Below are 24,050 nucleotides of genomic sequence, written 5' to 3' on the forward strand. Positions count from 1 at the left end.
ATTCCCTTGCATGAATTCCCATACGGCGCCGCTTCCGGCGCCGTATGGGTTTAGACATCAGTCTTTTTTCTTGCCTGATTCTATATCCAGCGCCGCCTGCTCGAGGATCTTGCGAACCCGGTCCGCCTCTTCCGCATCCCAGCCGTGACTGTGCAGGTGGAGCGCGGTGCGCAGCGTGTCCATCGCGTGGGCAATGGCCTCCGGTGCGCGCTGTCCGGCCATGGAACGGGCAACCATGCCCATCCGCGTGCGGACCGCATCCACCAGGTTCTTGTTTTCGGCGAGATAGGCAAGCCCCTCCGCCGTGATGGTATAGAGCTTTTTCGAGCCTTCGCTCGCCGCTGCCGTTACCTGCCCGATTTCCTCGAGGAAAGTCAGGGACGGATAGACAGAACCGGGGCTCGGCGCATAGGCGCCGCCGAACAACTCTTCGATGTCCTTGATCAGCTCATAGCCATGGCGTGGCCGCTCGGCGACCAGGGCCAGCAGAACCAGACGCAGGTCGCCCGATGCGAACACCCTGCCTCCGCCGCCCCTGCGGCCGAAACGTCCGCCGCCGCCGGGGCCATCGTGACCGCCGCCGTGGCGGCCAAAACCGCGTCCCATGCCGTATATGACAAAACGCTCATCGCGTTCGTGCCGTTCGTGATGACAATTTCCAAACATTGCAAATTCTCCTTTCATGCATAAACGATATATCTTTTGAGTCTATCTGTAAATACAAACTTCAATATGCATCGGGTGTTTGCTCCGTTGGAAGAGCTACGTGCATGATTGTGCTGAGGAAAAAATTGCAATGCGAACCGGCAAAATGGCCCGGAAACTGCGAAAACAGGCTCGGTCGTGAATGGAGGACCGGCGCCGCCTGATGCCGCCTATGTGACGCGCCTTGCGCATATCGTGGCCGGGCGATAGCAGTATATGCGGAAATTTCGCTCCTGCGAATGAAGCACGTAAGCCAATGTAAGGACGCTCAAGCATGCTCACCGTCTATGGCGAAGGTCGTGGGTTCCGTGTCGTTTGGCTGCTCGAGGAATTGGGAGTGGCGTATCGGCTGCGCCCGGTCGATCTGCTCGCTGTCGGGAATGATCCCGATTTTCTTGCGATCAACCCCGCCGGCTTTATCCCGGCGCTACAGGACGGCGAGACGATCATGGTCGAATCGATCGCGATCCTCGAATACCTGCTCGCCCGCTATGGCCCGAGCCCGCTCGCCGTTGCCCCGGATGATCCGGCCTTTGCCGCCTATCTGCAATTCCTCCATCTGGGAGAGGCTGGGCTCGCTGAACCAATGAATGCCGTTTTCGTTGGTCGTGCGCTCGCACCCGAAGCAGAGCGAAATGCCAGGGTTACACGCTGGGCACTGGAGACCTTTCATAGCCGGCTGGGATTGGTCATCCGGCGTCTCGCAGATCATCCGTTTCTCGCCGGAGATCAATTCACCGCTGCTGACATTTCAGTGAGCTACGCTCTTTTGTTTGGTCTGCGTACCGGCAACTATACCCCGGGTTCAGTCGAGCGTGCCTATCTCGCCCGCACGACGGCACGCCCCGCATACGCCCGAGCGATGAATATCTGCCAAGCGACCAAAGCTTGGGCGGAGCGATCACCGACGTTGTAGAGCCAAGTCGTGAATCCATGGAAGGGATTCGCGCGGGCGGTGTACCGCGTGTCGATGTCGAGGCTACGGTCCAATCAGCGGCGGCGGCGATCAATTTCCCGGGCTTCCTCCCGCGTTATCCCGATATCATCGAGCAGATGATCACTGAGCTTGCTGACCCTCGGATCGCCCGCCCGTTCTCCGCGATAACGCAGATAGATGTTCCAGATTACCATCGCAGCGGTTTTGACGAATGCCGCAAACCCTCCACCGCTACGCTCTTGTAGTAGACCAGTCGTCTCTATTTGGGACATGATGAATCTCCTATGGATGGTTTGTGAGCAAGCAATCGAGCGTCATGGTCGTGAACCGCTTGAGCGGTGCGATGCTGCCTTCCGTCTTCATGCGGATCAGCGCCCCTTCATAGGCATCGATCAGAAAGGCTGCCGTCTCGTCGGGATCGAGATGCGCGGGCAATTCGCCCTGCGCGCGCGCCTGCCGCAGAACCGTCTGGAAATCGCGTTGCCACGCGGCGAAGGCCCGGTGCAGTTCCTGCCTGAGGACGTCGCTGTGGGCGGCAATCGATTGGGCGAGATTGCCGAGCAGGCAGCCGCCGATCGGATTCTCCCGGGCGAATTCCTGCTCGTAATATTCGAAATAGGCACGCAGGCGTTTAAGCGGCGTCTGGCTTTCATCGCCCAGGATCCGCGTCCGGACGATCTGGTTGCCCTCGGTGTAAAAGCCGAGGACTGCGGAGGCAAATTCCTCCTTGCTGGCAAAGAAATGGTAAAACGAGCCCTTCGGCACGCCAGCCGATTTGAGCACGGGGCCGATGCCCGCCCCTTCATAGCCATGTGAAAGCAGGGCTTTCAGCCCTTCCTCAATCAGTACGGTGCGTGTGTCGATCTTTCCCATGCTGGCAGAATAGACCAGTCGTCTAGTAAAGTCAAACACCCGGACGATTCCCGGCCGCGCGATGCGCATAAAAGCAAAAAGGCCCGCCGGACGGCAGGCCTTGTGCACTCTCTGAACGACAAGACGAAAATTATCGATGCCGGCCCGCGGCGGCCGCCCGAAGGAATCGCCGGTCGACCGGCTCGTTGTGCGTCACCATATCGGGCGAAGCATCTGCCAATCTGCGCAGGTTGCGCTCGCTTTCAAATTGCATCACCGACAATGCAATGCCGACAGATGGCTTGCAGCGCCCATGCAGGGATGCCACCAGAATTTCGCGGCAGGAGAAAAAAGTGCTTAGATCACAGTTGGCGAGATAGGCGTCGACGGCGGCACGCGCATTCAGGAACGCCGATTTCCAAACCTCCATGATCTCGCTGTGCAGGACGACCGCCAGCCGCCATCGCTCGAGACGCTCAGCCGCATTGGCGGCACTGTGGTACGAATCCAGACGCAGGCGCAACGCGTCGCAGAGCGCGGCCAGCGGGCCGATCTCCTGTTGAATGACCGCTTCCGCACCCTGGATCAGTTTTGCGGTTTCCGGATGGGCATCTATAGGTTGGGATTTATCCCAATTGCTCGGCATAGTGGTCGATTCCCTCGAAAATGGAGGCACTTGAGGAGGCGCTTTCCTATGCGATGCGAAGTCCTGTCAGGCGTGCAGGACCAGAATTTCACCGCATGTACCGGTTCGATTTACTGGCATTCCGACTGTGGTTGTGCGATCAGCCTCTGCAGGATTGAAAACAGTTCGTACTTGTCCAAACTGTCATCGTCCTCCAGCAGAAGAGAACAGATATGCTGTGCCTTCGCCGCAAATTCTTCCAGCGTTTTTGCCGGATACCTCAACATGGCAACGCGCGCACGATGTTCCGCGTCGGTTGCCGCCGCCAGGCGCCGGTCTGACGATGCGTTGTCCTGTTCGGAGTCCGCACGATCGGTGCATGTCCGGACAATCCATTGCAATTCGCGTCTGGAATGCCTGTGCCATTCAAGCACAGTTGCAATCGAAGCAACGCGTTCGGTCGGATCAACCCGGACACCATCGATGGTAATGATAGCCAAAGTCACGCCGCATACCCTCTCAATGCAACTCAATGCACCGTTTCGCGTTTCGGTCGGAACACTATGCGGTTATGTCCAGAAAAATAGGGACAACCCTGTCCCTATTTTGCGCTTTGCATAAATCGCACTACTCTGTAGACGCAACTCCTGTAATTTGAACAGAGTGGCGCGCAACTGTTGGTACGCGTGAGAGCGATGTCGGAACAAACGTCCAAGCATACACATGTGCTGGTCATTGAAGATCAACACCTCATGAGGCTGGCCCTGATCCATGAATTGCAGGCAGCATTGCCGGCATCCATTGTTCACGGCGCGGCCAATGTCACCATTGCGCTGGATCTGCTGGAGTCGCATCAGTTCGACCTTGTGGTCATTGACCCCGGCATGCCCGGCTATGACCCCAAATCGCAGGACGACCGCTTGGACGTTGTACAAGTCATCCTCGATCTTTCACCGGACGCAATCCATTTTGTCGTCACGGGTTCCGATACGGATGAAGAATGGGAGCATTGTCAGAAACTTGGCGTGGTTGGCTACCTGGCCAAGAACAATATAAGGCCAGGAGCCCTCGTCGACGTTCTGCAGGAGGTTGCAGAACGGGGCTACAGCGTGAGGTTGTCCAACGAAACAACGGCTCCACCGGAATTTTACCATTCCGGCCTCACGCCGCGTGAACAGGAAATACTCGGCTGGATGCGACAAAGACCGTCGGGGATCAGCCGCAAGGAAATATATGAACAGCTTGGGGAACGCTTTGATATAGACGCGGCATCGGCAGAAAAATACTACAAGCGAGCACGCGCAAAGCTTTTAAAAACCGGGCTCCTACCAAAGGGGTTATAATGGGGTTGGCTCTGGACATTAAAAAAACTGAAGAATCGATGGCAAAGGCAGTGTCGGAAGAACCCTTCCCTGCCGCCATCTCCAACGAAGACAAAGGCGCATCGCGCGCCTGGAAATATCTTGCATTCTTTTTCGCGGCACTGTGGATCGGTTCGCCGCTCTGGTACGGCACGGCATTCGCAAATGACGACCCTGCGGTCATTCAAATGCAGGACACGGCAGGCAAGCCTCTGGGGACCTTTACCCAGGAGCAACTGAGACAGCAGTTTCCCATGCATGATCTGGTCACGGAAACGCCTTGGACCAACGGGGCAAAGGTGCATTTTCGCGGCCCTTCCCTGCAGGAAATGATTGCGAAATACAAAATCGGCGACAAAGCCAATCTCGAAGTTGCCGCATTCGACAATTTCATTGTAAAAGTCACGATGGAAGAAGTTGTTGAATTTGCGCCCATCATCGCAATTGAGAGAGCTTGTACCGATGCCGACAAGCAAAGCGGGGCCTGTACCAAGGATCAGAATTTCAGACCGTTGTCGCTCGATGATGGCGGCCCGTTCTACATTGTCTGGCCACTCTCCAAGCTTCCGAAAGCTTACGTCCCCGCACGCAACACGATATGGGTTTGGTTTGTTACCTCGATCCGTCCGGTTGACTGAACATGAAGCTGGATAAATACCTCGATCCGCTCTTCTACATCATTCTGATCAGCGCAGCTTTGGTGTGTTGCTGGTCATTCATCCGGGCGGACACGTATCGTATCCAGTCAAACGAAATCATGAGCCAGAGCTTCGAGGTCCAGGTCCGGGCTTCGCAGGCGCGCGAAAAGATTGCCAGCATCAAGGGTTACCTGACGCTGGCAACCCGGACAGGTGAAGTCGAGCCGCGCCTGCTGTCGGAGGTCACGCTCATGAACTTCAACCTCAAATCGCTGCAGCAGTTGGACTATGCCGACCGGTTCCTCGATGCACCCGATATTGCGGCCCTGCAAAAAACGATCTCGACGGTGGATACCGTACTGGTTCCGCAGATCAAGGCGGGAAACCAGTTCGACAAGGCGCTGAAAACCATACAGACAATCGAAACGGACATTTTTCGCACTGCCGGTTCAACGCTGGCTCACAGCATCACCCTTCAGGGAACCGCGACAATTGCCGCGGATGTCGCCAGAAACAAGCTCTTGGGCGCCGCCGGCGCACTTATCCTGGTGGGATTGCTCATGCATCAGCGCAGCCTTCTGGCACGGCGCAAGGATCAGCACATCCGCTCTTTCTCCACCCTGTTTGCCCACATGACCCGGACGCGGATTGCCGCCCTGCGTCTTTTTCTCGGCTATGTCGGCAACAACGCCATTCCGTCCTCTGAAATGACCGCGGCGGCCCGCAACACCATTGCCGAGCTTGAAAGCATCAATGAGGGATTGATGATGATCGGGCACTCCAAGACGCAGTTCCGCAAGGTGCCATTGGGCGAATTGCTTGCGGACATCGTGTCGAAGAGCGCGGTCAACCTGCAGCTGGACATCGATCAGGCCGCGCGCAATTCGCTTATTCCGGCATCGCAATTCCACCTGATTATCGATGAACTTGTCCGCAATGCGATCAATGCCGTCGCCACCCGCGCCACCCCCGTCATTGCCATCAAGGCCAGTATCCACCGGCGCTTTCTGCAGCGCCCGCGGCTGATACTGGTCGTTGCCGACAACGGCATCGGCATGAGCCCGTCGACGCTTGCCAAGGCCAAGGAGCCGTTCTTTTCAACCAAGGCAGGCGTTCATCTTGGTCTCGGACTGACCAACTGCATGGAACTGGTGAAAACCATGGCCGGCAAGTTCAAGATCACCTCGACGCCCGATGTCGGAACCACCGTGCGCATCAGTTACGCCCTGGACAGTTAGGGTGCCGGCCATTTCCGAACAGAATAATTCGAATTAAACACAAGCGGGCATGGCTTTCTTCATTTGTTTCGGGCTTGAATACCGCTGCTTTCAACCGGCCCGGCAAATGAGATGAATATCTACGCTCTATGGATGACCAAATTCGGCGCGCTCTCGCCCTTGAGACAGGTCGCGATCATGGTTGGCATGGCCACCATATCGTCAGATATTCTGGCTGCTCTGGCCTTTTACGTGATTGGCCTGCAGACGCCCTATCGCGTTGTCGGCGTCACCACCGTCATCGTTGTGCTGGTCAGCCTCCCCCTGGGTGCATTCCTCATCGGCCTGAACTTCAAGCTGAAGCAGCTGGCCGCCCAGCTTGATCTGGAATCCCGCCGTGACGATCTGACCGGGCTTCTCAACCGGGCGGAATTCTATCTGCAGACGCAGCGCCTGTTTCTCGCGTCAAGGCCCATGGACAGTGCCGGGGCCCTCCTCTACATCGACGCCGATCATTTCAAGGCAATCAACGACCGGTTTGGCCATGCCACCGGCGACGAGGTCATCCATGAGATCGGCCAGGTGATCAAGGCGAACATCGGCGCACGGGATTTGGCGGCGCGGATCGGCGGCGAGGAGTTTACCGTATTTCTGACCGATGCGGATCTTGGCCGGGCCAACTGGATCTCGCATAAAATCCTCATTGCAGCCCGCACCATCGGCCGGGAACTGGAACTCGACAGAACACCAATCACCGTCAGCATCGGCATTGCCTTGCATGAACCCGGACAATCGCTCGAGGAAACCTTGGCGGTGGCCGACAAATATCTCTATTCAGCCAAGCATCAGGGCCGCAACCGCGTGGTTTACGGCTAGGGCATTTTCGTCCGGTGCAGGTTTTGGTGCGTGGTTCGTGGCCCGGCAAGCTCACCATGAGGGAGTTGGGTGGGCTGCAATGCTCATCGCAAAGGTTGCGGAATTAACGCCCTGCAATTCTCACTCTCCCCATGGTGAGCTTCCTGAGCTCGTCGAAGGGCGAACCACGCGCCAGAGGTTTTGCAGCCATCAATATACAAACTCGCGCCCTAACCCCTTCCGCCCGCAGAACTTTCCCACTATGGTCCGCGATGAGACTGGTCGAAACGGATCGGTCTTGGGGCGTAGAAACTCCTTCCAAGAGCGGTCGGTGTCGACCGCAAAGGCACCTCCTCAGCCTATGGCCGGGGGGGGCCCCGGCGTATGTCCAGAGCTTCGGCTTAAAGGCCGTGGCGGTCGTCTTGCGGCGGCTTACGAACCTCCCGGTCACCAGAGGCTAAACCTCGGGTGACCGCTTTCCTCTGGATGGACAAGGGAGTGCGGCATGAACGATTACAATTTCTGGCAGGATTTGTTCGATACGTACCAGTCGCTATCCGACTGGCTCAAAATTCTGTGGCTGATCGTCCCACCGGCCTTCGTGCTGGCGCTCGTAGCGCTGACCATGCGCTTTCGCATCGAGAGCAGGAAGGTGGAAAGACGTTTTGACGGTGAACTGGTCTATTCCATTCACCGCGATGCGGATAACCGCGTCCACATTCTCCGGCATGGTCCGGGCGTGGGGGAAAGTCCCGCACTGCTCCTGCCCGATCCGGCAGGCACGGAAAAAGCGAAAGACTTCAGCCGATAGGCTCAAAAGGAAAAAGCGGGACATTCATCCCGCTTTCTGTTTTGATTTGCCGTGATCAGCCCTTCAGGCGGGAATTGCAGAGGCTGTAATAGCCGCCGCCCTTCTGAATCCACTTGAGGCCGCCAAGCGTGTTGTTCTGCTTGTTGGCGTAATACTGCTCAAGGCACGTCTGCATACGGGCCTTGCCGGCGCTTTCGGTGGAATATTTGCTGGAAACGGCGCTCGGGAAAACAACGCCCTTTGGAGCAGCGGTCGTGGCTGCCGGCGGCTCATCCTTGTAGGTCGCCGTCTGCGGTGTCGGTGCCGTCTCATCGGCAGCAGCAGGAGCAGCGGCAGCTGTTGCACCGGCGGCACACTGGGTCTTACGGAAGTCATTCCACTTCACGTTGCCGAGTGTACCGGCTGTTTTTGCAGCCTGATACTTGGCACTGCACTCTTTCATGCTCAGGCCCGTTGCAGCCGGTGCGGCTGCAGCGGCTGGAGCAGCGGCCTTGGGTGCTGCGGCTGTCGCTTTGGCAGCGGGCTTGGTCGTGGCAGCAGGAGCCGCCGGCGCTGCTGCAGCGGCCGGTGAAGCATCGGCGCACTGGGTCTTACGGAAGTCGTTCCACTTCACGTTGCCGAGCGTACCGGCTGTTTTGGCAGCCTGATATTTGACACTGCATTCCTTCGCGGTCAGTGCATAGGCTGGCACAACCGTAAATGATGCCGCGCCAATAATTCCGGCGAGTATGAGATTCCGAGTGATGGTCATTTTTGAACTCCCTCAATTTCAACAGTGCAGATTCAGAAACTGTCACCAACTACAGGTTTCCCCAGAACCCATAGTCTTCCCATGTGATGAAATGATTATGGCTTAAATTTGAGAAGTAACCAACCAGAATCGTTCGGGGAAAATATTCACCAAACATGACAAATTATTACAAGATTTCAAATGATTACGAACGAGTTTTGTTAAAATACTACTTTATCAAACATGTCCGGCAAATAACAAGAAAATGGCGGGAGAAAAAGCAATCGGACCAGATCGAAAGAATCGCCTGCGAATAACCGTCTGCAGGTGCGCAGATCAATCTGCAGTTGCTGAATGGATCCTTGCCGCCAAGACACACTTATGCGCCATTTACGCAGCACGGTCTTTCGTTGTTATATGGGATAAACGCCTAATCTCCGGAAAAACTGTTTTATCAAGGACGCCGCATTGCCCATCTCCTCGCCCCGCCCGCTGCCGGTATTCGCCTTCCGCAACTATAGCGTGGCAGAATTGTGGGCCGATGGTGTCGTCCACATAGCGGGTGTCACGCTGGCAATCATCGGATCGATTCTGCTTCTTGCCATTGTTCCGGAGGAAACAACCGCCGGCGCCTATGCGGCAACCGCAATCTATCTGGCGACCCTCGTTCTCTCCATGGCCCTGTCGGCGATGTACAACATATGGCCGATTTCCCCGACCAAGGGGTTTCTGCGGCGCTTTGACCATTCGGCCATCTATCTGCTGATCGCCGGTACCTACACCCCCCTCATGGCCAAGAGCGGCACGTGGTGGCTCCTGTCCATCGTCTGGTCGATTGCCATAGCCGGCGTCCTGTTGAAGCTGTTGATGCCCAACAGGTTCGACAGGCTTTCCATTGTTCTCTATCTTGCCCTGGGATGGAGTGGCGTTGCCGCCTATCAGGAACTGACGATTGCCCTGTCCGCCACGGTCTTGTGGCTGATCCTCGCCGGCGGCCTCGTCTACTCCTTCGGCGTCATCTTTCATGTGCTGGAACGGCTGCCCTTTCACAATGCGATATGGCACGGCTTCGTTCTGACGGCGGCAAGCATTCACTTTGCCGCCATATGCACGGCGGTCGCCTGAGTCCGCCCGGCACACTCCTGCCATTCCGGTGATAAATGCTGACATATCAGGCTTGAGACATCGCCTGAAATAGGACAAGCTCACGGGCGAACGAAAAGCTGCAAATTTTTCGTTGCATGATCTTTTCGCGAAAATAAATGCCCGGACCGATCACTGTAATCGTGATTAAAAGGTCGCCTCAACTCGGGATATGCAAAGGGAACGAAAAGAATGTCTACCAGCAAAACCTTTCTCGGCGTGGCGCTTGCTCTGGCGCTTTCTCTCGGATCTGCCAGTGCGCAGGTCGTTGTTTCTTCCAAGATCGATACCGAAGGCGGTGTCCTCGGCAACATTATCCTGGCCGTTCTCAACGCGAATAAGATTCCAACCACCGATCGCATCCAACTGGGCGCCACCCCGATCGTGCGCAAGGCGATCGCGGCCAAGGAAATCGACATCTATCCCGAATATACCGGCAATGCCGCGTTCTTCTTCGAGAAGGCCGATGATCCCGCATGGAAAGACGCGGCCAAGGCCTATCAGACCGCCAAGAAACTCGACTACGATGCCAACAAGATCGTCTGGCTGACACCCTCGCCCGCCAACAATACCTGGGCCATTGCCCTGCGCAAGGAAGTGGCGGACGCGGAAAAGCTGGCAACCCTTTCCGACTTCGGCAAATATGTCACCAAGGGCGGAACGGTGGTGCTTGCCGCCTCCTCCGAATTCGTCAATTCGGCTGCCGCCCTGCCGGCGTTCCAGACAACCTATGGCTTCAAGCTGAAGCCCGAACAATTGATCACCCTCTCAGGCGGCGATACCGCCGCGACCATTGCCGCTGCGGCCAACAAGACCAACGGTGCCAATGCAGCCATGGTTTACGGCACCGATGGCGGCATTGCGCCGTCCGGGCTGGTGGTTCTTCAGGATGACAAGGGTGTTCAACCGGTCTACCAGCCGGCGCCGATCATTCGCGAAGCGGTTCTGAAGGAACATCCGCAGATCGAAGCCCTGCTGAAGCCGGTGTTCGAAAAGCTCGATCTCGTCACGCTGCAGGAACTCAACGGCCGCGTACAGGTTGGCGGTGAACCGGCAAAGGCCGTTGCGGAAGACTTTCTGAAGAAAAACGGCTTCCTCAAGTAAATCCGCTCTTTGCCGGAATTGGGTGCGCCAATCGGAATCTCACCCTGTTCCGGCGAAAAGGAGGCCATGCCGTGCGTCTGGACAAACTCGGTGTCGCGATTGCCCTGATCGCCGGATATGCCGTGGCGGCGGCGCCCTTCGCCACGTTCCGTGCCAACCGGATCGTCGCCGGTGAACCGCAAACGCTGTTGGCGGCCTTGCCCTCCTGGGCGGGCCCCACGCTTCTGGCGGTCATTGCAGCAGCCGTTCTCATTGGACTGTTCCGCACGCCCTCGACACTGCGGCTGGCAGCCAGCTTTGCCGCCTTGGCCGCCCTGCTGCTGCTGATCGGCACGGCGGCCGACCATCTGACACCGCCGGGCAACACCTATGCGCGCGTGTCTCCCGCATCGGGCTTCTGGCTGCTGCTCTTTGCCTTCGCCCTGCTTGCGGCGGATGCCCTGACGCGTCTGCGCCCGACACCGCCGTTCCGCATCCTCGTCCTGGTCCTGGCCGGGGCCTTCCTCGGTTTTGTCCTGTTCACCGGAAGCTGGGACAAGTTGTCGATTCTCAAGGAATACAGCGCCCGCGCCGACAGTTTCTGGGCGGAGGCCAGCAAGCACGTGACGCTGGCACTCGGCTCGCTCGCCGCTGCGGTGATCGTCGGCATACCGCTTGGCATTCTGTGTCACCGGGTGCAGAAGCTGCGCGCTGTCGTTTTGAACGTTCTCAATATCGTCCAGACGATCCCGTCCATCGCTCTGTTCGGCATTTTGATCGCCCCGCTCGGCTGGATCGCGGCACACGTGCCGGGTGCTGCGGAAATCGGCATCAAGGGCATCGGCATGGCACCCGCCTTCGTCGCGCTGTTTCTCTATTCCCTGCTGCCGGTGGTGGCCAATACGGTGGTCGGGCTTGCCGGTGTCCCGCCGCAGGCCAACGATGCCGCCCGCGGTGTCGGCATGACGGAATGGCAGCGCCTGTTCCGGGTGGAATTTCCCCTGGCCTTTCCCGTGATCCTGACCGGCGTGCGCATCGTCCTTGTGCAGAATATCGGCCTTGCCACCATCGCCGCGCTGATTGGCGGCGGCGGTTTCGGCGTCTTCGTGTTTCAGGGCATCGGCCAGACCGCCATGGACCTGGTTCTGCTGGGGGCCGTTCCCACCGTGCTTCTCGCCTTTGCCGCGGCGATCATTCTCGACGCGGCGGTCGAACTCAGCTCCCCCTTTCACTCGAGGACATCCGCATGATTGAAATCGAGAACATCACCAAGCGCTATGGTGCTGCAACCGTCGTCAACGACGTCTCGCTGGTCGTCCAGCCGCGAACGATCACCGTCATCGTCGGCACGTCGGGCTCTGGCAAGACAACGCTGATGCGCATGATCAACCGGCTGGTCGAACCGACAGCGGGCGTGATCAAGCTCGATGGCGAGGACAACCGCACCCTCCCCGGATACGAACTGCGCCGCCGCATCGGTTACGCCATTCAGGGGCATGGCCTTTTCCCGCATCGCACCGTGGCGCAGAATATCGCCGTCGTTCCCGAGCTTCTCGGCTGGGACAAGGCCAGGATCGATGCCCGCGTGCGTGAACTGCTTGCCCTGTTCCAGCTCGACCCGGAAACATTCGGCCCGCGCTATCCGCATGAACTCTCCGGCGGCCAGCAGCAGCGCATCGGCGTTGCCCGGGCGCTGGCAGCCGAACCCAATGTGCTGCTGATGGACGAACCCTTCGGCGCGCTCGATCCCGTCATACGCTCGAAGGCGCAGGAGGACCTGCTTGCCATCCAGAAACGGTTCGGCACCACGATCATTCTCGTCACGCATGACATGGAGGAAGCGATCCATCTCGGCCACAAGATCGCGGTGATGGATGGCGGCAACCTGCTGCAATATGCGACGCCGGCAGAAATTCTCGCCAATCCCGCAACCGATTTCGTCGCGACGCTGGTCGGCACCGGTGACCGGCCGTTCCGCTTCCTGTCCCTCAGTCCCGCAGGTGATGCGGTGGAACCCGGCACAGCCGAGGGCGAAGCCATTCCGGCCTCTGCCACCCAGCGCGACGCGCTGGCCGAGCTTCTCTGGTCGGGCCGCCCCGCTTTGCCTGTCGTCAACGAGGCCGGAAAAGCCATCGGCCGGGTCACCGTCGATGGCCTGGTCAAGCGGGCATCGAGGCCCGCCGCATGAAACTGCGCCTGCCCACCATTCTGCGCATCGGCATTCTGGCGCTGCTGATCGTGTTTCTCCTGCGGCCCGATTGGTTTGAACCCATCTTTCGCCCGCTGACGCAGAACAACGCTCCGGTGATCTACAATCAGGGCAGCCTGCTGACCCTGACGCTGCTCCACCTGCGCACCGTTGCCATTGCAACGGCGGGCGCGACCATTGTGGCCGTCGCGCTGGCCATTCTGGTCACGCGCCCCTTCGGCGCGGAGTTTCTGCCGCTGTCCCGCAGTCTGGTGAACATCGGCCAGACATTTCCGCCCGTGGCCGTGCTCGCCCTTGCTGTCCCTGCCGTCGGCTTTGGTGAAAAGCCCACGCTGATCGCGCTGTTTCTCTACGGATTGCTGCCGATCTTCGAAAATTCGCTGACCGGCCTGACCACCCTGCCGCCGACCGTCACCGATGCGGCGCGGGGCGTCGGCATGACCGGCTGGCAGCGGCTTGTCAAAGTCGAGCTGCCGTTGGCGATGCCGATCATTCTTGCCGGCATACGCCTCTCCGTGACGATCAATCTGGCGACGGCCACCATCGGCTCCACGGTTGCCGCCAAAACGCTGGGCGAAGTGATCATTGCCGGGCTGCAATCCAACAACCTCTCCTTTGTCCTGCAGGGTGGTCTGATCGTCGGTGTTCTCGCCGTCATGATCTATGACGGTCTGTCGGCGATGGAACGTTTCATTTCGCGGCGCATGGGCCTTCTCCAGCAAAGCTGACCACCCCATATGCAAACGAGCCACAGACTGTTTCCCATACAGCCCCCATTGTAAAAGGACATGCGATGAGCACGACACGCAAGCTGCATCTTGGCGCCTTCATGCGGCCCGTCAGCATCCATACCGGCGCATGGCGCTATCCCGGTGCCTATGCCGATGCAAACTTCAATTTCACCCACCTCAAGCGTTTCGCCCAGACCTTGGAGCGCGGCAAGTTCGATGCCTTCTTCATGGCCGACCATCTGGCCGTCTTGAACATGCCGGTGGAAGCGCTGAAGCGCAGCCACACCGTGACATCCTTCGAACCGTTCACCCTGCTTTCCGCCCTGGCCGGCGCGACGGAGCATATCGGGCTGATCGCCACCGCTTCGACGACCTTTGACGAGCCCTATCACATCGCCCGCCGCTTCGCCTCGCTCGACCATATCAGCGGCGGACGTGCGGGCTGGAATATCGTCACCACTTCCAACCCGGACGCCGCGCTCAATTTCGGGCTGGAGGATCACATGGAGCATGATGAGCGCTACCGTCGCGCCCGGGAATTCTTCGATGTGGTTACGGGGCTGTGGGACAGTTTTGCCGACGACGCCTTTATTCGCGATGCGGAGAGCGGCATCTATTTCGACCCGGAGCGCATGCATGTGCTCGACCACAAGGGCGAATTCCTCTCGGTGCGCGGCCCGCTCAACATCGTCCGTCCTGTACAGGGCTGGCCGGTCATCGTGCAGGCGGGCTCATCGGAGCCGGGTCGCCAGCTTGCGGCCGAAACCGCCGAACTGGTCTTTGCCGCGCCAGGCCGTCTTGCCGATGGTCAAAGTCTCTATGCGGATATCAGGGCCCGCATGGATAAAATCGGGCGCCCGCGCGATCATTTGAAAATTCTCCCCGCTGCCTTTGCCGTGGTGGGCGATACGGTTGAGGAAGCCAAGGCAAAGCGCGCGCATCTCGACAGCCTTGTGCATTATGCCAACGCCGTCGGCTCCCTGTCGATTGCGCTTGGCCATGATGCCTCCGGTTTCGATCCCGATGGGCCTTTGCCCGAGATCACCGACACCAATGCCAGCAAGAGCAGTCTTGAACGCGCGGTCGATCTGGCGCGGCGGGAGAACCTGACGGTGCGCCAATTGGCGCAGCGCCTCGGCGGCTATGCCGGTCTCGCCTTCGTCGGGACGCCGGAAACCATCGCCGACGAGATGCAGCAATGGCTTGAGGAGGAAGGCTCCGACGGGTTCAACGTCATGTTCCCCTATCTGCCGGAAGGCCTTGATGATTTTGTCGAAAAGGTCGTGCCGGAACTGCAGCGGCGCGGCATTTTTCGCACCGAGTATGAAGGCAGGACGTTGCGCGACAATCTGGGCCTGCAGCGCCCCACCAACCGCTTTTTCTAAATGCGGTGATCGAGCCGCTTGACCAGCCTGTCGCCCACCCACTGGATGCCGCAGACAAGGACAATCAGCACGATCACCACGGCAATCATGATCGAGGTTTCAAAGCGCTGGTAGCCATAGCGGATGGCCAGATCACCGAGCCCGCCGGCGCCGATGGCACCGGCCATGGCCGATGCGCCGATCAGGGTGACCAGCGTTACCGTGAAACCGGCAACGATGCCCGGCAGCGCTTCGGGCACCAGCACTTCGCGGATGATCGTCCAGCGGTTGCCGCCCATGGCGCGTGCCGCCTCGATCAACCCGCGATCGACTTCCCGCAGCGAGACCTCGGCAATCCGGGCATAATAGGGCGTCGCGCCGATGGACAGCGGCACAATGGCCGCCCACGTGCCGATGGATGTTCCGACAATGAGCCGCGTCACCGGGATCAGCGCCACCAGCAGGATGATGAAGGGCACGGACCGAAAGGCATTGATGACCGCACCGAGCACACTGTTGACCCATGGATTGGGCGCAATACCGCCACGGTCCGTCGCCACCAGAGCAAGGCCCAGCGGCAAACCGGCGGCCAGCGAGATCAGACCCGAGGCGCCGGTCATGACAAGCGTTTCCCAGATGGATTGAACGAGAAGATCAAGCATGACCGGTGACATAGCCGAGCACCTCCACACGGGCCGAACGGGCCTCGAGAAATTGAATGAATGTTTGGACGGCACCGGCAGGCACAGCCGGAACTGCAAGATAAAGCCGGGCGACCGCCTGGTCCTGCACATGATCGACACCGCCATGCAGCAGGCGGAACGGCCGTGGCAGCTCGGCCAGCAGGGTGCCCTGCGCCGCCGCACCGGCGAGATCGACGCCCAGCACGGCTTCGCCGCCGGGTTCCGCCGATAGGGCATTGGCGATATGCGCCGGAAGCTGCGGGCGAATACCCGCCAGCAGGCTTTTGGTAATATCCGTCTGCGGATCGGCGAACACCGACCAGACAGGTCCCTCTTCGACGATCTTTCCGGCGTCGATAACCGCCACGCGGTCCCCGATGGAGCGAACCACCTCCATCTCATGCGTAATCAGCAGAATGGTGAGGCCAAGCTTGCGGTTGATATCCTTCAGCAGCGCAAGAATCGAACGGGTTGTCTCAGGATCAAGCGCGGATGTCGCTTCGTCCGAAAGCAGCAGCGCCGGGCGCGCCGCCAGCGCCCGCGCAATGCCGACGCGCTGCTTTTGCCCGCCGGACAGGGAGGACGGATAGGCCCTTGCCTTGTCGGAAAGGCCGACAAGATCGAGCAGTTCGCGCGCGCGTTGGAGCCGTTCGGCCCTCGGACGGCCCTCGATCTTCAGCGGCAGCGCCACATTCTCTTCCACCGTCTTGGCCGACAGCAGGTTGAAGTGCTGGAAGATCATGCCGATACGGCGGCGAAAAGGTTGCAATTCCCGCTCGCTGAGCCCGGTGATCTGCCTGCCTTCGACGAAAATGGCGCCGGATTCCGGCCGTTCCAGCCCGTTGAGGCAGCGGATCAGCGTCGACTTTCCCGCGCCGCTGCGGCCGATGATGCCGAGGATTTCACCCTTGCGGACCGTCAGGGACACACCATCCAAAGCCGGCGTTTCCCCAAAATGCCGTTTGACATTCTCAAGCCGCACGACAGCGTCGGCAAGCGGCGTATCGGCTATGATTGCACCCGTCTGGCCGGGAACGGAGACATGCGAGTTCATATGTTTTCCTCTTGGAGGGATGCCGCAACGGCACCCGCCTCGACCGGGAAAGCGGCCCGCGGCATATATCGATGCTGCGAGCCGCTTTGTCGTGATTGCTTGTAAGATCAACCGGTTATCAGTAAGCGCTGATACCTGTTCCCTTGTACACCTTGTCGAATTCCGCCTTGACCTTGTCGTTCTGATAGGAGGACACGAGGGTTTTCACCCACGATTCCTTCTCCTGCCCGGCCTTCACGGCAATGAAGTTGCGGTAAGGATTGTCGGCAATCTTTTCCTGGGCGATACGGTTTGCCGGTGTCAGGCCGCTCTTCAGCGCCCAATCCGTATTGACCACGGCTGCGTCGAGATCTTCGACCGAACGGCCGACGATACCCGCGTCGAGTTCCTTGATCTTCACCTTCTTCGGGTTCTCGGCAATGTCGGCAATGGTGGCGAGAATGCCCGTGCCGGGCTTGAGCTTGATGACGCCCTGGTCTTCCAGCACGCGCAGCGCACGGCCCTCGTTCGACGGATCGTTGGGAACACCGATCACGGCGCCCTGCGGCAGTTCGGTAATCTTGCTGAACTTCTTGGAATAAAGGCCGATGGGCCAGACGCCGGTGTAGCCGACCGGAACAATGTGGTAGCCCTGCGTCTTGATCTGGTTGTCGAGATAAGGCTTGTGCTGGAATGCATTGGCGTCGAGATCGCCACGTTCCAGCGCTTCGTTCGGCTGGGTATAGTCATTGAAAACGACCGTCTGGATTTTCAGGCCGTTCTTGGCCGCTTCCGCCGTCACGACTTTCCAGACATCTTCGTCCTCACCGCTGATGATGCCGACCTTGATGGCCTTGTCAGCCGCCAGGGATGGCTGTGGCGCGGTGAAGCTGGCAATGGCGATGGCCGAAGCCACCAGCGCAAACAGGCCGGCGCGCCGCGTGATTTTCCCGTTTTTTCCGAGATTTTCTATGGTTTTTGTCATGTGCTGGCCCCCGTAGGCAGTGTGAATAGCGAAAAGAGAAACGTCTTGTTTCGTCCCGGATATTCGCGAATGCACACGGATTGAGCGAGGGATGGCTATCTTTTGTGCAGAGCAGCAGGCGAAAAACCTTTCAACAATTGCCGCAACCGGAGCTAGAATTTTCCACAATGTGGAATACAGCCGGGTTTTGCCGCGAAATGAATCTGCCAGCGGGTTTTCCATGGCGCGCCGCCGCCAGAAAATATATGCCTTTGAGCATCCTGCCCCGCTACCTCCGCAAACCTGTCACAGAGGGATATTTCCCATGAGCCGCATTTCCCCGATTGTTTATGAAGACGCAGCACCGGATGTTCGCGCCGAGCATGACCGGGAGCTGCAGTTGCGCGGCCGCATGACCAACATGAAGCGCATCATGCTGCATTCACCCGTCGCCCACCGCATCTATGCCGAATGGTTCACCTTGCGCGATCTGCTGCGCCCGGCCCTGCCGGATCGCGCCATCTGGCTTCTGTCGCTCGCCATCGCGCAGGCAAGCCATGCGGATGTGCCCGTTACCTTTTTCCGCCGCGCGCTGATCGATTCTGGCCTGCAGCCCGAGACCATCATCCCGGATGCGGATGAAACGGTGCTGATGGACTTCGGCAAGGCCATCGTTGCCGATGCCAATGCGGTACCCCAGAGGCTGTGGAACAAATTGGCCGCGCGTTATGACGAGCCGACGCTCGTCAACCTTGTCGCCTTTGCCGGTATCATGATCGCCACGGCGGTCTTCACCAATGTGGTGGAGGTGGAGCTCGATCCGGAGCTGCATTCCTACAGGGCATGAGCCGATTGCCATATCCGCGACCCCGGCCGCCATCTGGTCGGGATCGCAAATGATGCAGTGCGATTAAAGGGTTACAGGCTTTTCATCAGGTCCGCACAGGCCTGCCAGGCCAAGCGTGGCAACGGCCGCAACGGCTGCAAACACCGCAACAGGCCAAAAGCTCGCCTCGGGAAGCAGGACCACAGCCAGCGTTCCAGCAGCCCCGACAATCACACTTTGGATGAAATAGTAGATGGCTGTCGCCGTTCCCGCGATATCGCCAAAGTCGCGCAAAGCCCCGTTTGCCGCAACGGCAGATGTCAATGATATGGCGCACGCCATGATCCACATCGGCACCATGAACGTTGCAATGGAGATTGGCAGGATTATCTGCCCCGCAATTAGCAACACCGCGCCGGCCAGGAACAATGCCATGCCCCTGACCAGACATCCCTGTTGGCCCCAGCGCCTGACGAATACACCACCGAAGCGGCTGCACAAGATCATGACAAGGGCAACGGTTGCAAAGACGAGGCTGAACATGGTCGAGGACAAGCCAAGCGCCTGCATGAGAATGCGCGGCGCCGTCGAGAAATAGGTGAAGAATGTCCCCATGGCCGTGCTGAAACCCATTGTGTAGGTCCAGAACGTGACGCTGGAGAACACCCTGCCAAAACTGCCTTGGAGTGTCGCGGGATGTGTCTGTACCGGACATGTTTCGGGCCAACGCAGAAACGCATGCAGCCCGGACAAAGCAGCAAGGCCGGCAAGCAACCAGAAAACGGCCCGCCAACCGAACATATGGTCAACCAGCGCGCCGATCATGGGTGCGAAAGCCGGGACGAAGGCCAGCATGGAGCCGAACAGGCCATAGATGATGGCGCCTTCCGGCCGTGCTGCATAGACGTCGCGGACAGTGGCAAAGGTTGCCACCAGGGCCGCCGCCCCGCCCGCCGACTGGAGAACACGCAGCGCGATGAAAACGCCGGCCGAACTTGTCATGGCCAATCCGGCGGAGGCAAGCGCGAACAGGAATGCCCCGCCGAGCAGGACGGGCCTGCGCCCGATTCGGTCGGCCAGCGGGCCGAACAGCAGCTGCCCGCAACCAAGAACGATCATGTACAGGCTGAGTGTCAGCTGGATTGTTGCCGGTGTGGTTTGGAGAACCGCGGGCATGCGGACGACGACGGGCAGATAGATATCCATGCCCAGCGAAGCGAGCAGGTCAAAGGGAGCCATCAGCAGCAAGGCCGCCGGCAGCGAATAAGTCCAAATTTTGGGGTAAAGCATAACAAAAAATCCCACGCGAACAGGAAGGTTCGGCGGCGATCATTGATCCCAACGCAAGAAGCATGGTGAGAACTTTGAATGCCGCAACAACGGTTGAAAACGGTTGTTGCGGCCTAGCGGGTTGCGAGCGTGGTGGCTTTCATCGTAGGTGCAGCTCTCGGTTGAAGCGCCGATATAGAGCTGTGATGTGCGAGCGTCAAGCAACTGCAAACATGGCCGTTTCATGGAAAAAAATTAATGTGGATGCACACAAAGAAAACACGGTCGATCAATATTCTGTGACTCGAGCAATGTTGGCATGACGTATAGCGCCGCGCATCTCATTGATTTGCAAGGGCTTGGCGAAATGCAAGCAGTGCTCAGGTGCAACCGTAGCGCGAGAAAACTTCGCGTCATGACGCGCTACAAAACGGGTTTGTAACTCAAAGGAAACGACCATGAGACTAGTTGCCACCCTTACCGCCACCGCGATCCTTGCCTTTGTCGGCACAAGCGCGATGGCACAGACTGCAGCCCCCGCAACGACAGCGCCAGCGACCACAACCGCACCGGCAACCACGATGAAGCCGGCGGCCAATTCCATGGCCAAGAAACCCGCTACTGCCCCGGCTGCCACCGCAACAACCACTCCGGCCAAGACAGCCATCTCCAAGGCTTGCTCGGCTCAGGCTGATGCCAAGGGCCTGCATGGCAAGGAACGCCACAAGTTCCGCGCCGAATGCAAGAAGAACGGCGGCAAGAGCTAACGCCCGATCTGTCTGCTGGCGGGAGCGGCAAATCCGCCTCCCGCCAATTTATACCCGCCTGTCAGGCTTTCAGCCCGATATCGCTTGGGCGGTATCGTTTCTGTTCTGCTACAGTCGTTTGTACCGCGGCAAAAACAGAGCAGACGACGAGGAACTGAATTCATGAGTAACCACCTGTTTGACGCCATCCGGCATGCCATTCCAGCCGGTAACACGGTGTTCATTGAAACAGGCAACGGCCGCACATGGACCTATGGCGATATGCTGCGCTGCTCCGGCCAGATCGCGAGCACCCTTGGCGACCTGGGCGTTGTGCCCGGCGACCGTGTGGCCGTTCAGGTGGAAAAAAGCGCCGAAGCCTTGATGCTCTATCTCGCCTGCATCCGCTGCGGTGCGGTCTATCTGCCGTTGAACACCGCCTACACCCTCGCTGAACTTGACTACTTCATCGGTGATGCCGAACCGCGTCTCGTCGTGGCAACTCCGCAGGCAGCCGATGGCATCAAGGCCGTGGCATCGAAATATGGAGCATCGGTTGAGACGCTCGATGACCACGGCGGCGGCTCGCTCATGCATATCGCAAGCGGTCAACCGGCGGATTTTCCCGACAGTCCAAGAGCACCGGACGATCTCGCCGCCATCCTCTACACATCGGGCACGACAGGCCGTTCCAAAGGCGCGATGCTGACCCATGACAATCTCCTGTCGAATGCCCTGACGTTGCGGGCCTACTGGCAGTTCACAGCCAAGGATCGCCTGATCCATGCTCTGCCGATCTTTCACACCCACGGGCTTTTCGTCGCCACCAACGTCATCCTGATGTCCGGCGCATCAATGTTCCTCTTGCCGAAGTTCGACCCGGCGGAAATCCTGTCGCTGATGCCGCGCGCCACCACCATGATGGGCGTTCCCACCTTTTATGTCAGGCTTTTGCAGAATGAGGGATTGACCCGCGATGCCGTCCAGGGAATGCGGCTGTTCATCTCCGGCTCGGCGCCTCTGCTTGCCGATACGCACCGCGCATTCCAGCAGCGCACCGGCCATGCCATTCTGGAACGCTACGGCATGACGGAAACCAATATGAACACCTCCAATCCCTATGACGGCGAGCGGATTGCCGGAACGGTCGGCTTCCCGCTTCCAGGCATTGCCGTGCGTATCACCCATCCAGAAACCGGCGCGATGCTCCCGGCCGATGCAACCGGCATGATCGAGGTCAAGGGGCCGAATGTGTTCAAGGGGTACTGGCGCATGCCGGAGAAGACCAAGGCGGAGTTCCGCGATGACGGCTTCTTCATCACCGGCGATCTCGGCAAGATCGATGCGGGTGGCTATGTGCACATTGTCGGCCGCGGCAAGGATCTGGTGATATCGGGCGGCTACAACATCTATCCCAAGGAAGTGGAAACCGAAATCGACCAACTGCCGGGCGTCGTGGAAAGCGCGGTGATCGGCCTTGCCCATCCGGATTTCGGCGAGGGCGTGACCGCCGTCGTGGTCAGGCACCCCGGCGCCGATATCGATGAGAAAGCCATTCTTGACGCGCTGCAGGATCGCCTTGCGCGCTACAAGCAGCCCAAACGGATCATTTTCGTCGATGACCTGCCGCGCAACACCATGGGCAAGGTGCAGAAGAATGTGCTGCGCGAACAGTACGGCAATCTCTATGCAAGTGGTCCGATTCTGACATTTGCATCCCGTTGACACAGCCCGTTCAGGCAAATGTCAGAATCAAAGGACCACTAGCAGCGATAAGATTCTAGTGGAACTTTGAATTCGACATTCGCATGCTGCGCGTCATGTGAAATGGGATGCGAATGTCAAATTCGTTCCACTAGCCGGGCGAACGCCTGAACGCCCAGTCCCGTTTCGCCCTACCGGCTGACGATGGAGATTTTCCCGTCAGTGCCGACACTGGCGGCGATGGTGTCGTAGCTGGCGATTGTCGGGTGAGCGGTCGCAATCGCGTGCACCTGCGTCGCCGTCACCACGATGACCTCGGCACCTGCCGCCTCACCCGCTTGAATACCGGCTGGCGCGTCTTCAAAAACCAGACAATCCGCAATATCCACCCCGAGTTTTTCGGCACCGAGCAGATAGCATTCCGGATTCGGCTTGCCGACTGACACATCCTCGGCCGTCACCATCGTTTGGGGAACAGGAATACCCGCAGCTTCCAGCCGCCGCTGTGCCAATGCAAGGGGCGCTGAGGTCACGATCGCCCAGCTGTGCGGCGGCAGGGAATTCAGAAAAGCCACCGCTCCGACAATCGCGACGATACCTTCAACATCGTCGATTTCCTCCCGCTCGATCTCCGCTGCCTCCGCTTCCGGGTCCACCCCCGGCAGAGCCAGCCGGCGGATCGTGTCGACACCGCGAACGCCGTGCATGGTTGGCAGGAACGCTTCCACATCAAGGCCCCGGCGGCGTGCCCAGTTGCCCCATATGCGCTCGGCGGAAGCCAGCGAATTGAGGATCGTGCCATCCATGTCGAAAAGCAGTGCCGCAAACGGCTTGCTGAAAACGGCGGAAGTGGTTGGAGACAATTTGAATTTCCTTTCATGGGCAAAACCACCGATACACAATTGCAGCGCTTGCCCGCAACGCCCGCCGTGCTAATTTCCGGCGCAAATCCGAATCCGGCAGCGCTGTGCAGCCCCACAACCGGAGCGCAGGGCGACCAAGGGGGACATCCATGTTTTCGCATGTTTACGTCGGCACCAATGATTTCGCGCGCGCGGTCGCCTTCTACACCCCGATCATGGAGATATTGGGCAATCGGCTGCGCTTTTCCGACCCGCAGAAACCGTGGGCCGGCTGGCAGCCGCGGAATGGCGGGCGCCCGCTCTTTCTCCTCGGAACGCCTTTTGACGGGGAACCGGCCCGATCCGGCAACGGACAGATGATTGCGTTCCTGGCGCCGGACCGGGCAAGTGTCGACAGCATCCATGCCCTGGCTCTGGCCAGCGGCGGCCGTTGCGAGGGCCCGCCCGGCCTTCGGCCGCATTACCACGCGCATTATTACGGCGCCTATTTCCGCGATCCGGACGGCAACAAGATCTGTGTTTGCCACCACGACGCGCCAGCGCTGCCCGCATGAGCATCACGCGTCTGACGCAGTTCTGGATCGGTGATCCTAACAATGGCCGGATCGGGATCTTTTCTGATATCAATGAGATGATTCTGCAGGAATTGAAGAACAAGACGATCGATCTGGCCTGACAAAGAAGCGGCAGATCATGACAGT

Annotated in this window: 28 protein-coding genes; 17 read left to right on the forward strand and 11 right to left on the reverse strand. The window is 59.0% G+C overall.

Going from position 1 to position 24,050, the window contains the following annotated elements:
• Nucleotides 1-57: 57 nt before the first annotated feature.
• Nucleotides 58-666 carry a PadR family transcriptional regulator gene (locus ACIQWS_RS10010; RefSeq protein ID WP_346305034.1) on the reverse strand — a complete coding sequence of 203 codons (609 nt, stop codon included), beginning with the start codon at nt 664-666 and terminating at the stop codon, nt 58-60.
• Nucleotides 667-979: 313 nt separating this feature from the next.
• Here ACIQWS_RS10010 and ACIQWS_RS10015 point away from each other — a divergent pair, with 313 nt between their 5' ends.
• Nucleotides 980-1,621: a glutathione S-transferase family protein gene (locus tag ACIQWS_RS10015; protein ID WP_403175857.1), complete on the forward strand. Its 642-nt coding sequence runs from the start codon at nt 980-982 to the stop codon at nt 1,619-1,621.
• A 74-nt stretch (nt 1,622-1,695) separates the two neighbouring features.
• Here the strand turns inward: ACIQWS_RS10015 and ACIQWS_RS10020 are convergent, their stop codons facing one another.
• From ACIQWS_RS10020 to ACIQWS_RS10035, 4 genes are all read right to left on the reverse strand, one after another.
• Nucleotides 1,696-1,914, reverse strand: a complete 219-nt coding sequence (locus ACIQWS_RS10020) for a DUF1127 domain-containing protein (protein WP_403175863.1) — start codon at nt 1,912-1,914, stop codon at nt 1,696-1,698.
• 10 nt (nt 1,915-1,924) lie between these two features.
• The gene (locus tag ACIQWS_RS10025; protein WP_403175867.1) at nt 1,925-2,554 is read right to left on the reverse strand and encodes a TetR family transcriptional regulator C-terminal domain-containing protein; all 630 of its coding nucleotides are present in this window, start codon (nt 2,552-2,554) and stop codon (nt 1,925-1,927) included.
• Nucleotides 2,555-2,645: 91 nt separating this feature from the next.
• Nucleotides 2,646-3,140 (reverse strand): hypothetical protein, encoded by a 495-nt coding sequence (locus tag ACIQWS_RS10030; RefSeq protein WP_346305038.1) that lies wholly within the window; start codon nt 3,138-3,140, stop codon nt 2,646-2,648.
• A 110-nt stretch (nt 3,141-3,250) separates the two neighbouring features.
• Nucleotides 3,251-3,625 carry a hypothetical protein gene (locus ACIQWS_RS10035; protein WP_223613031.1) on the reverse strand — a complete coding sequence of 125 codons (375 nt, stop codon included), beginning with the start codon at nt 3,623-3,625 and terminating at the stop codon, nt 3,251-3,253.
• A 189-nt stretch (nt 3,626-3,814) separates the two neighbouring features.
• On the opposite strand from ACIQWS_RS10035, the gene ACIQWS_RS10040 reads away from it, so the two are divergent.
• The 5 genes from ACIQWS_RS10040 to ACIQWS_RS10060 all read left to right on the forward strand — a co-directional run bounded on the left by ACIQWS_RS10040 (nt 3,815) and on the right by ACIQWS_RS10060 (nt 8,001).
• Nucleotides 3,815-4,462: a response regulator transcription factor gene (locus tag ACIQWS_RS10040; protein WP_288193163.1), complete on the forward strand. Its 648-nt coding sequence runs from the start codon at nt 3,815-3,817 to the stop codon at nt 4,460-4,462.
• The gene (locus ACIQWS_RS10045) at nt 4,462-5,118 is read left to right on the forward strand and encodes a hypothetical protein (protein WP_346305040.1); all 657 of its coding nucleotides are present in this window, start codon (nt 4,462-4,464) and stop codon (nt 5,116-5,118) included. Before ACIQWS_RS10040 ends, ACIQWS_RS10045 begins: the two co-directional genes overlap by 1 nt.
• A 2-nt stretch (nt 5,119-5,120) precedes the next feature.
• Nucleotides 5,121-6,356 (forward strand): HAMP domain-containing sensor histidine kinase, encoded by a 1,236-nt coding sequence (locus ACIQWS_RS10050; protein ID WP_223613028.1) that lies wholly within the window; start codon nt 5,121-5,123, stop codon nt 6,354-6,356.
• A 111-nt stretch (nt 6,357-6,467) separates the two neighbouring features.
• Nucleotides 6,468-7,211: a GGDEF domain-containing protein gene (locus tag ACIQWS_RS10055; protein ID WP_346305041.1), complete on the forward strand. Its 744-nt coding sequence runs from the start codon at nt 6,468-6,470 to the stop codon at nt 7,209-7,211.
• A gap of 484 nt (nt 7,212-7,695) precedes the next feature.
• Nucleotides 7,696-8,001, forward strand: coding sequence for a hypothetical protein (locus ACIQWS_RS10060; RefSeq protein ID WP_403175887.1), 306 nt, complete (start codon nt 7,696-7,698; stop codon nt 7,999-8,001).
• Between the two features lie 55 nt (nt 8,002-8,056).
• Here the strand turns inward: ACIQWS_RS10060 and ACIQWS_RS10065 are convergent, their stop codons facing one another.
• Nucleotides 8,057-8,752 carry an antifreeze protein gene (locus ACIQWS_RS10065; protein ID WP_346307797.1) on the reverse strand — a complete coding sequence of 232 codons (696 nt, stop codon included), beginning with the start codon at nt 8,750-8,752 and terminating at the stop codon, nt 8,057-8,059.
• Between the two features lie 453 nt (nt 8,753-9,205).
• Here ACIQWS_RS10065 and ACIQWS_RS10070 point away from each other — a divergent pair, with 453 nt between their 5' ends.
• From ACIQWS_RS10070 to ACIQWS_RS10095, 6 genes are all read left to right on the forward strand, one after another.
• Nucleotides 9,206-9,856: a hemolysin III family protein gene (locus ACIQWS_RS10070; RefSeq protein WP_403177672.1), complete on the forward strand. Its 651-nt coding sequence runs from the start codon at nt 9,206-9,208 to the stop codon at nt 9,854-9,856.
• 210 nt (nt 9,857-10,066) lie between these two features.
• Complete coding sequence (locus tag ACIQWS_RS10075) at nt 10,067-10,978, forward strand: ABC transporter substrate-binding protein (protein ID WP_403175892.1); 912 nt, start codon at nt 10,067-10,069, stop codon at nt 10,976-10,978.
• A 71-nt stretch (nt 10,979-11,049) separates the two neighbouring features.
• Entirely contained in the window at nt 11,050-12,207 is a 1,158-nt protein-coding gene (locus tag ACIQWS_RS10080; RefSeq protein ID WP_403175897.1) for an ABC transporter permease, read from the forward strand.
• On the forward strand, nt 12,204-13,145 hold the full coding sequence (locus tag ACIQWS_RS10085) for an ABC transporter ATP-binding protein (protein WP_403175904.1): 942 nt from the start codon (nt 12,204-12,206) through the stop codon (nt 13,143-13,145). Before ACIQWS_RS10080 ends, ACIQWS_RS10085 begins: the two co-directional genes overlap by 4 nt.
• Entirely contained in the window at nt 13,142-13,894 is a 753-nt protein-coding gene (locus tag ACIQWS_RS10090) for an ABC transporter permease (protein ID WP_223613021.1), read from the forward strand. Before ACIQWS_RS10085 ends, ACIQWS_RS10090 begins: the two co-directional genes overlap by 4 nt.
• A gap of 65 nt (nt 13,895-13,959) precedes the next feature.
• A complete protein-coding gene (locus ACIQWS_RS10095) occupies nt 13,960-15,282 on the forward strand; it encodes an LLM class flavin-dependent oxidoreductase (protein ID WP_403175915.1) in 1,323 nt (440 codons plus the stop codon).
• Here ACIQWS_RS10095 and ACIQWS_RS10100 read toward each other — a convergent pair.
• From ACIQWS_RS10100 to ACIQWS_RS10110, 3 genes are all read right to left on the reverse strand, one after another.
• The gene (locus ACIQWS_RS10100; RefSeq protein ID WP_288193150.1) at nt 15,279-15,935 is read right to left on the reverse strand and encodes a methionine ABC transporter permease; all 657 of its coding nucleotides are present in this window, start codon (nt 15,933-15,935) and stop codon (nt 15,279-15,281) included. The two genes, ACIQWS_RS10095 and ACIQWS_RS10100, sit on opposite strands and share 4 nt — an antisense overlap.
• Nucleotides 15,916-16,998, reverse strand: coding sequence for a methionine ABC transporter ATP-binding protein (locus ACIQWS_RS10105; RefSeq protein ID WP_403175927.1), 1,083 nt, complete (start codon nt 16,996-16,998; stop codon nt 15,916-15,918). Before ACIQWS_RS10105 ends, ACIQWS_RS10100 begins: the two co-directional genes overlap by 20 nt.
• A gap of 118 nt (nt 16,999-17,116) precedes the next feature.
• On the reverse strand, nt 17,117-17,962 hold the full coding sequence (locus tag ACIQWS_RS10110) for a MetQ/NlpA family lipoprotein (protein ID WP_403175931.1): 846 nt from the start codon (nt 17,960-17,962) through the stop codon (nt 17,117-17,119).
• Nucleotides 17,963-18,266: 304 nt separating this feature from the next.
• Here ACIQWS_RS10110 and ACIQWS_RS10115 point away from each other — a divergent pair, with 304 nt between their 5' ends.
• Nucleotides 18,267-18,788: a hypothetical protein gene (locus tag ACIQWS_RS10115; protein ID WP_346307805.1), complete on the forward strand. Its 522-nt coding sequence runs from the start codon at nt 18,267-18,269 to the stop codon at nt 18,786-18,788.
• Between the two features lie 63 nt (nt 18,789-18,851).
• Here ACIQWS_RS10115 and cml read toward each other — a convergent pair whose 3' ends face one another.
• On the reverse strand, nt 18,852-20,057 hold the full coding sequence (gene cml, locus ACIQWS_RS10120) for a CmlA/FloR family chloramphenicol efflux MFS transporter (protein ID WP_403175937.1): 1,206 nt from the start codon (nt 20,055-20,057) through the stop codon (nt 18,852-18,854).
• A gap of 437 nt (nt 20,058-20,494) precedes the next feature.
• On the opposite strand from cml, the gene ACIQWS_RS10125 reads away from it, so the two are divergent.
• The gene (locus tag ACIQWS_RS10125) at nt 20,495-20,803 is read left to right on the forward strand and encodes a PsiF family protein (RefSeq protein WP_288193145.1); all 309 of its coding nucleotides are present in this window, start codon (nt 20,495-20,497) and stop codon (nt 20,801-20,803) included.
• A gap of 162 nt (nt 20,804-20,965) precedes the next feature.
• Nucleotides 20,966-22,507, forward strand: coding sequence for a malonyl-CoA synthase (locus tag ACIQWS_RS10130; RefSeq protein ID WP_403175944.1), 1,542 nt, complete (start codon nt 20,966-20,968; stop codon nt 22,505-22,507).
• Between the two features lie 170 nt (nt 22,508-22,677).
• On the opposite strand, the gene ACIQWS_RS10135 is transcribed toward ACIQWS_RS10130, so the two are convergent.
• Nucleotides 22,678-23,349, reverse strand: coding sequence for an HAD family hydrolase (locus ACIQWS_RS10135; RefSeq protein WP_403175949.1), 672 nt, complete (start codon nt 23,347-23,349; stop codon nt 22,678-22,680).
• A 149-nt stretch (nt 23,350-23,498) separates the two neighbouring features.
• Here ACIQWS_RS10135 and ACIQWS_RS10140 point away from each other — a divergent pair, with 149 nt between their 5' ends.
• Both ACIQWS_RS10140 and ACIQWS_RS10145 read left to right on the forward strand, forming a co-directional pair.
• Nucleotides 23,499-23,903 (forward strand): VOC family protein, encoded by a 405-nt coding sequence (locus tag ACIQWS_RS10140; protein WP_403175952.1) that lies wholly within the window; start codon nt 23,499-23,501, stop codon nt 23,901-23,903.
• Nucleotides 23,900-24,025 carry a hypothetical protein gene (locus tag ACIQWS_RS10145; protein WP_346307810.1) on the forward strand — a complete coding sequence of 42 codons (126 nt, stop codon included), beginning with the start codon at nt 23,900-23,902 and terminating at the stop codon, nt 24,023-24,025. The genes ACIQWS_RS10140 and ACIQWS_RS10145 overlap by 4 nt, the downstream gene beginning before the upstream one ends.
• The last annotated feature ends 25 nt before the right edge of the window (nt 24,026-24,050 follow it).

The sequence above is a fragment of the Phyllobacterium sp. NPDC097923 genome (assembly GCF_044760925.1).
Lineage (GTDB): Bacteria > Pseudomonadota > Alphaproteobacteria > Rhizobiales > Rhizobiaceae > Phyllobacterium > Phyllobacterium calauticae.

What these genes read in the sequence shown, in the direction of transcription:
- ACIQWS_RS10130 (WP_403175944.1), top strand. Translation starts at nt 20,966, where the DNA reads ATGAGTAACCACCTGTTTGACGCCATCCGGCATGCCATTCCAGCCGGT.
- ACIQWS_RS10110 (WP_403175931.1), bottom strand. Translation starts at nt 17,962, where the DNA reads ATGACAAAAACCATAGAAAATCTCGGAAAAAACGGGAAAATCACGCGG.
- ACIQWS_RS10095 (WP_403175915.1), top strand. Translation starts at nt 13,960, where the DNA reads ATGAGCACGACACGCAAGCTGCATCTTGGCGCCTTCATGCGGCCCGTC.
- ACIQWS_RS10075 (WP_403175892.1), top strand. Translation starts at nt 10,067, where the DNA reads ATGTCTACCAGCAAAACCTTTCTCGGCGTGGCGCTTGCTCTGGCGCTT.
- ACIQWS_RS10050 (WP_223613028.1), top strand. Translation starts at nt 5,121, where the DNA reads ATGAAGCTGGATAAATACCTCGATCCGCTCTTCTACATCATTCTGATC.
- ACIQWS_RS10085 (WP_403175904.1), top strand. Translation starts at nt 12,204, where the DNA reads ATGATTGAAATCGAGAACATCACCAAGCGCTATGGTGCTGCAACCGTC.
- ACIQWS_RS10100 (WP_288193150.1), bottom strand. Translation starts at nt 15,935, where the DNA reads ATGTCACCGGTCATGCTTGATCTTCTCGTTCAATCCATCTGGGAAACG.
- cml (WP_403175937.1), bottom strand. Translation starts at nt 20,057, where the DNA reads ATGCTTTACCCCAAAATTTGGACTTATTCGCTGCCGGCGGCCTTGCTG.
- ACIQWS_RS10090 (WP_223613021.1), top strand. Translation starts at nt 13,142, where the DNA reads ATGAAACTGCGCCTGCCCACCATTCTGCGCATCGGCATTCTGGCGCTG.
- ACIQWS_RS10065 (WP_346307797.1), bottom strand. Translation starts at nt 8,752, where the DNA reads ATGACCATCACTCGGAATCTCATACTCGCCGGAATTATTGGCGCGGCA.
- ACIQWS_RS10105 (WP_403175927.1), bottom strand. Translation starts at nt 16,998, where the DNA reads ATGAACTCGCATGTCTCCGTTCCCGGCCAGACGGGTGCAATCATAGCC.
- ACIQWS_RS10140 (WP_403175952.1), top strand. Translation starts at nt 23,499, where the DNA reads ATGTTTTCGCATGTTTACGTCGGCACCAATGATTTCGCGCGCGCGGTC.
- ACIQWS_RS10015 (WP_403175857.1), top strand. Translation starts at nt 980, where the DNA reads ATGCTCACCGTCTATGGCGAAGGTCGTGGGTTCCGTGTCGTTTGGCTG.
- ACIQWS_RS10010 (WP_346305034.1), bottom strand. Translation starts at nt 666, where the DNA reads ATGTTTGGAAATTGTCATCACGAACGGCACGAACGCGATGAGCGTTTT.
- ACIQWS_RS10055 (WP_346305041.1), top strand. Translation starts at nt 6,468, where the DNA reads ATGAATATCTACGCTCTATGGATGACCAAATTCGGCGCGCTCTCGCCC.
- ACIQWS_RS10045 (WP_346305040.1), top strand. Translation starts at nt 4,462, where the DNA reads ATGGGGTTGGCTCTGGACATTAAAAAAACTGAAGAATCGATGGCAAAG.
- ACIQWS_RS10030 (WP_346305038.1), bottom strand. Translation starts at nt 3,140, where the DNA reads ATGCCGAGCAATTGGGATAAATCCCAACCTATAGATGCCCATCCGGAA.
- ACIQWS_RS10125 (WP_288193145.1), top strand. Translation starts at nt 20,495, where the DNA reads ATGAGACTAGTTGCCACCCTTACCGCCACCGCGATCCTTGCCTTTGTC.
- ACIQWS_RS10020 (WP_403175863.1), bottom strand. Translation starts at nt 1,914, where the DNA reads ATGTCCCAAATAGAGACGACTGGTCTACTACAAGAGCGTAGCGGTGGA.
- ACIQWS_RS10040 (WP_288193163.1), top strand. Translation starts at nt 3,815, where the DNA reads ATGTCGGAACAAACGTCCAAGCATACACATGTGCTGGTCATTGAAGAT.
- ACIQWS_RS10145 (WP_346307810.1), top strand. Translation starts at nt 23,900, where the DNA reads ATGAGCATCACGCGTCTGACGCAGTTCTGGATCGGTGATCCTAACAAT.
- ACIQWS_RS10115 (WP_346307805.1), top strand. Translation starts at nt 18,267, where the DNA reads ATGAGCCGCATTTCCCCGATTGTTTATGAAGACGCAGCACCGGATGTT.
- ACIQWS_RS10060 (WP_403175887.1), top strand. Translation starts at nt 7,696, where the DNA reads ATGAACGATTACAATTTCTGGCAGGATTTGTTCGATACGTACCAGTCG.